Source organism: Exiguobacterium sp. UBA6282 (genome assembly GCF_002440475.1).
Classification (GTDB): domain Bacteria; phylum Bacillota; class Bacilli; order Exiguobacteriales; family Exiguobacteriaceae; genus Exiguobacterium_A.
Genome location: NZ_DJUM01000026.1, coordinates 1 through 5,299, shown reverse-complemented (window position 1 = coordinate 5,299; position 5,299 = coordinate 1). Strand labels below are relative to the sequence as shown.

The window sequence follows — 5,299 nt, the reverse complement described above, 5'->3', positions numbered from 1 at the left end:
GGGTTTGCCTTCGTTATTGTTGAGAAATAAGTATTGGCGGAGTTCCGGTCCCATGTTTTCGAGGATATAGCGCATCTTTCCGAGGACGGGGAAGTTGCGCAGAACCGCATGTTCTTGCTGGCGACGATCGGCGCGCCAGACGTGCCAAAAGAGGATGGGGGGGACAAGGATGATCAACAGGGCGATGGCGAGTAAAATGAAGAGCACAATCGTATCGATAGACATCAAAATTCCTTCTTTCCCGTAGATTCGTGTTATGTAACTTGATACCACTGAAGCTTCTGTTACAAACTGCACCAACTGACTATTTCCAGATTTTGAATCTTTTCTGTCAGTAATGTCGTAAATAAGACTATACATTAAAGGAGGAGACCGGTATGCATACACTTTATATGAAACAAAAAGCCTTCAGTTTGCGTGGACGATTTGCGATTCAGGACGAAGAGGGACACGATGCGTATCACATTGAGGGGAGTTTTATGAAATTACCGAAGACCTTCACCGTAACGAATCAAAATGGAGAAGTCGTCGCTGAAATCGAGAAAAAAACGTTCAGTTTTCGTCCGGTCTTTTATGTCGAAGCAGCGGGACAATCGTTTGAAATCATCAAAGAGTTCACGTTCTTCAAAGACCGCTATACAATTAACTCGGATCAGTTCGAAGTCACAGGCGACTGGTGGGATGTCGATTTTGAAGTCCTGCAACAGGGACAACGGATTGGTCGCGTGCAGAAAAAGTGGATTTCTTGGACCGATCAGTACATGATCGAAGTCGAAGATGAAGCGATGGAAGAATTATTGATCGCCCTCGTCGTCGCGATTGATTGCGTCAAAGCGGAGGAAAGCTCGAATAACTCGTCTTTCATCAATTANNAAAAGGGGAATGATGCAAGATGGAACAGTGGGATGTATACACAGCAGATCGCAAGAAAACAGGACGGCTCTGGACACGGGGAACGCCACATACAGCCGGCGATTATCATATGACGATTCACGTCTGTGTCTTTAACGCCAAGGGAGAGATGCTCGTCCAACAACGGCAACCGTTTAAATCTGGTTGGCCGAACATGTGGGATCTGACGGTCGGAGGCAGTGCGATTAGTGGGGATACGAGTCAGATGGCAGCACAACGGGAACTGTTGGAAGAGCTTGGACTCGATATTGATTTCACAGGCATCCGTCCCCATCTGACGATTCCGTTTGAAATCGGTTTTGATGATTATTATCTTGTCGAACGGGAAGTGGATTTGACGACGCTGACGCTGCAGGAAGAAGAAGTCCAATGCGTCGCTTGGATGACAGAAGAAGCCATCGTCAACGGGATCGAAGAAGGATGGTTCATCGGCTATCATGAATCGTTGATTCGACTGTTGTTTGCCCTTCGCCATAGTTACGGCGCGCATAACGAAGCATAAAAACAAGCCCTTCCGATGATCCGGAAGGGCTTGTTGGTGGATTAAGCGGATTTTCGAAGTGCATCCGTCCGTTTTGGTTTTTGTTTCTGGTAAGAAGAACGTGAAGAACAGATACACGGAACAGCAGAGGAAGAAGACGATCATCGAGACCGTATATCCCGCATGTCCGAGTGCGTAACTCCAAATGATCGTAAAGATTGTTTGTGTCGCATAAGCGATCGCCCAGAAGAGACCGAATAAGACGGTGATCTTTTGCGGTGTCATCCCTTTTCGTTCGTGTGCCAAGTTCATGAAGATCGGATATTGGATGTACATTGCAAATCCGGAAACGAACGCAAAGACATACGAAACGAGTGGCGAGATGTTTCCGAACAAGACCGTGACAAGGAAACTCGCGATCATGACCGTCCCGCTGATCAACAGAATCGGTTTACGAGGTGTTCCTTTGTTACCAATCCGCAGACCGACGAACGTTCCGACGATTCCGGCACCTGAGACCAACAGGTTGACGAGCGAACCGTTCAACTGCGTGTACGTATCGAACACAGGCTTCAAGCCAACGAGCGATAAGGTATAGAGCGTCAGGAAACCGCCGAAAGCAACCGCATATTTCCAGAGGAATGTATCGCGAACAGCATCTCCGTAACCGTAAGGCGTTTCGTTCGCGTCCGTAGCATCGTTCAACTCGAACGACTCACTACCAATCCACCATGCGAAGAAGAGAATCGCTGTCAGACTCGCAAAAATCGTTAACGTCAGTTTCCAGTCACTGACGAATTGATCGGCAAACAAGGTGAACAAGAGTGACACAACGAATGCACCGACGTTATAGGAAACAGTGTTGAAGGCGTTGATCCGTAATTTTTCAGCCGGATCTTGGACGTAACGTGTCACGACCGGGTTCATGTAGACGATGACCATTGAACCACCGAGTCCCATGACCATGCGAGCGACCGTATACGCCCAGTAGTTCGGCAGATAGATGGCGACGATCGACATCATCAGGAACAACAGTGCGAGCAACGGTGCTTTTTTCGGACCGAGCTTCATCAAGATGAGCGCGGCGAGAATGTTGGCGAAGACACGCGCCGTCGTGATCGAATAGTTGACGAGTTGTGAGATGAGGGGGTCAACGGTCTGATTGCCGAAGAAATGCGCCGTGATTTGTGGCGTCAACGATGAACCCGCGACCCAGTTCATGGCGAAGGTCGCATAGGCGAACCAGAGGACGATCATCATGAAATAGCCTTTTTTTGTGGTAGACATAAAAATCCCTTCTTTTCTGAAGTTCCGCTTCATACATGAATCGAAAACTACTTAACTTTATTATCAATTCATTCAATATAAAGCCGTTCCGAAGGGAAGTAAAATAGATAGTTCTTATGCTGAGTATAAGAAAATAGAATAAAAGAGAATATACAAAAACTAATAAATTACATAATTAGTTAATAGTTTTGAATAATTTACCGATAAAGATATGCACAAATAATTTTGTTGGATAGGGGAAGTAAGAATGAGATTAGCTAAAACGATTATAACGGTATTATTACTTGCAATTTTAGTACTTGTTGCAAATGAAAATTTAGTAACAGCAAGTACAAAAAATTTAAAAGCAAGCGATGGGAAAAAATGTACGATCATTGGTACAAAAGGAAACGATACCTTAAAAGGTACTAGCAAATCTGATGTAATTTGTGGTTTAGGCGGAAATGATAAAATTCAGGGTCTTGGAGGAAACGATACAATTGATGGTGGAAGTGGTGATGATTCAATTGTTGCGGGTTCAGGAGACGATAAACTATATGGAGGAACAGGAAACGATACACTCAAAGGGGAAAGTGGATCAGATTATTTTAAAGGGAACGAAGGAATCGATACCGTTTCATATAGCGATAAGAAAAAAGATTTGAATATCAGCTTAAATAATAAAAAAGATGATGGAGAAAAAAACGAAAAGGATTTAATTAGTAGTGATGTTGAAAACTTAACTGGCGGAACAGGAAACGATAAAATCCAAGGGAACGATCGTAAAAATACGCTCATTGGACTCGCTGGAAACGATAAAATCGAAGGTAATAAAGGGAATGACGAAATCGTTGGAAAAGAAGGCAGTGATACTTTAAAAGGTAATCAAGGCGACGATCACATTGATGGAGGACAAGGTAGTAATACATGCTATTTAGATCAAGAAGATAGTGAGAGTTCGAGTTGCCAGCTGTTAAAAGACCTAGGTGATTTAGTGGTCCACGTAAAAGGAACCATTCATAACAGTGATTTGAAAGGTTGCTATTTTTTCATGAATAGTCCGATTGGGGAAGAACCAGCTGCTTCCGGTTTAATTGATAAAAACGGTCATTTTGAATTCGACGCCTTTACAGGAAAGTATCTTAACTGGCAGGTTGGCAAACTATTTGATAGTGGCTACACGGATTACCCTGGAAAAAATCCAGAGTGCACATCAAACATCAGACTTAGTGGAAACATGTATAATCTTGAAATTATTAAAAATATGCCTGAATTTTCGGTAAAACTACCTGATCTTATTGAATCGACAATTAGTGTAAAAAATACTTCTGGAAAACGAATAGCTGGACTGACTTCAAGCTATGTTTATAGTAATTCTCGTCAAATATCTTCTTCTTGGGATGAGAACAGTAGTTTTTCTGTCATGATTCCACCATTCACAACACAGGTAAATCAAGACCAAAAAGTAAAAGTATTAGAGGGCGACGACTACGATATTAGACTAATCGGAAAAATTTATGGAATGAAAATCTCTAGAGAATTTGAAGGTAAATGGTCTAAAAAAGTTGATCTAGTCATACAATGATTATTTAAAAAGAAGTAAGCGGATACAATTAATTTTGATATTAATACTTTAAAATTAATTTCAAAATTAATTTGACAAACGCTTTAGAGATTACTAGAATTAGAAACAATTCATCGATGCAGCGACGCATCGGATAATCAAATAAAGAGAAAGCTATGATTGTCATGGGTCACACTATGGCAGGAGCAGCTTCTGGAGAGACCGTGTCGACACGGCGCCGAAGGGTTCACAATCTCAGGCAAACGGACAGAAGAGTAATCAGATGCAGCGACGGGCATTCGTGGAATGTCGTAGTGGCGTGTATGGGTTATTCCTTTGATTTTGTTGAGATTGGACATTCGTCCAGTCTCTTTTTTTCTTTTTCAGGACCGACAGAACGGTCTGAAGCGTAGAGAAACCATCACAAGGAGGAGTTCAGGTTTGGAACAGCAAGGATTAAAACGAGATTTATCGAATCGTCATGTACAGTTGATTGCCATTGGTGGAACGATCGGAACGGGTTTGTTTTTAGGATCAGGTAAAGCGATCCAACTCGCCGGACCATCGATCATTTTTGCCTACTTACTCGTCGGGATCGCGATCTTCTTCGTCATGCGGGCACTTGGGGAATTGTTATTGTCAAAAGCAGGTTATCAGTCACTTACGGATATCGCAGAAGATTATCTCGGACCACGTGCCGCATTCGTGACCGGTTGGACGTACTGGTTCTGTTGGATCATGACAGCGATGGCGGACATCATCGCTGTCGGTGTGTACGTCAAGTATTGGTTTGATATCCCGCAATGGATTCCAGCCGTACTCGCGCTCTTGATTTTACTTGGCTTTAACTTATTGACCGTTAAATTGTTCGGTGAACTTGAGTTTTGGTTCGCCTTGATCAAAGTCGTGACGATCCTTGCCTTGATTGGTGTCGGAATCGTCTTGCTCGTCATTGGTTTTAAAACGGACGCAGGTCCCGTGACGGTGTCGAATCTCTGGTCACATAATGGATGGATGCCAAACGGGATTTCTGGATTCCTGCTCTCGTTCCAGATGGTCGTCTTCGCTTATGTCGG

Annotated in this window: 4 protein-coding genes, 2 pseudogenes and 1 riboswitch; of the genes and pseudogenes, 4 read left to right on the top strand and 2 right to left on the bottom strand. The window is 43.4% G+C overall.

Annotation, left to right across the window (positions count from 1 at the left end):
- A pseudogene (locus B2751_RS08145) lies at nt 1-225 on the bottom strand (FMN-binding glutamate synthase family protein); the annotation flags it as partial.
- 152 nt (nt 226-377) lie between these two features.
- On the opposite strand from B2751_RS08145, the gene B2751_RS08140 reads away from it, so the two are divergent.
- Both B2751_RS08140 and B2751_RS08135 read left to right on the top strand, forming a co-directional pair.
- Nucleotides 378-986, top strand: coding sequence for an LURP-one-related/scramblase family protein (locus tag B2751_RS08140; RefSeq protein ID WP_349679889.1), 609 nt, complete (start codon nt 378-380; stop codon nt 984-986).
- Nucleotides 893-1,414 carry an NUDIX hydrolase gene (locus B2751_RS08135; protein WP_290774240.1) on the top strand — a complete coding sequence of 174 codons (522 nt, stop codon included), beginning with the start codon at nt 893-895 and terminating at the stop codon, nt 1,412-1,414. Before B2751_RS08140 ends, B2751_RS08135 begins: the two co-directional genes overlap by 94 nt.
- Before the next feature lie 186 nt (nt 1,415-1,600).
- Here B2751_RS08135 and B2751_RS08130 read toward each other — a convergent pair.
- Nucleotides 1,601-2,650: pseudogene (locus B2751_RS08130) on the bottom strand (MFS transporter); the annotation flags it as partial.
- 277 nt (nt 2,651-2,927) lie between these two features.
- Between B2751_RS08130 and B2751_RS08125 the strand changes: the two are divergent.
- Both B2751_RS08125 and B2751_RS08120 read left to right on the top strand, forming a co-directional pair.
- Nucleotides 2,928-4,244: a calcium-binding protein gene (locus B2751_RS08125; protein ID WP_290774164.1), complete on the top strand. Its 1,317-nt coding sequence runs from the start codon at nt 2,928-2,930 to the stop codon at nt 4,242-4,244.
- 182 nt (nt 4,245-4,426) lie between these two features.
- Nucleotides 4,427-4,504: riboswitch (glycine riboswitch) on the top strand.
- 160 nt (nt 4,505-4,664) lie between these two features.
- Nucleotides 4,665-5,299, top strand: a 635-nt coding sequence (locus B2751_RS08120) for an amino acid permease (protein ID WP_290774161.1), incomplete at its 3' end; no start/stop codon positions are given.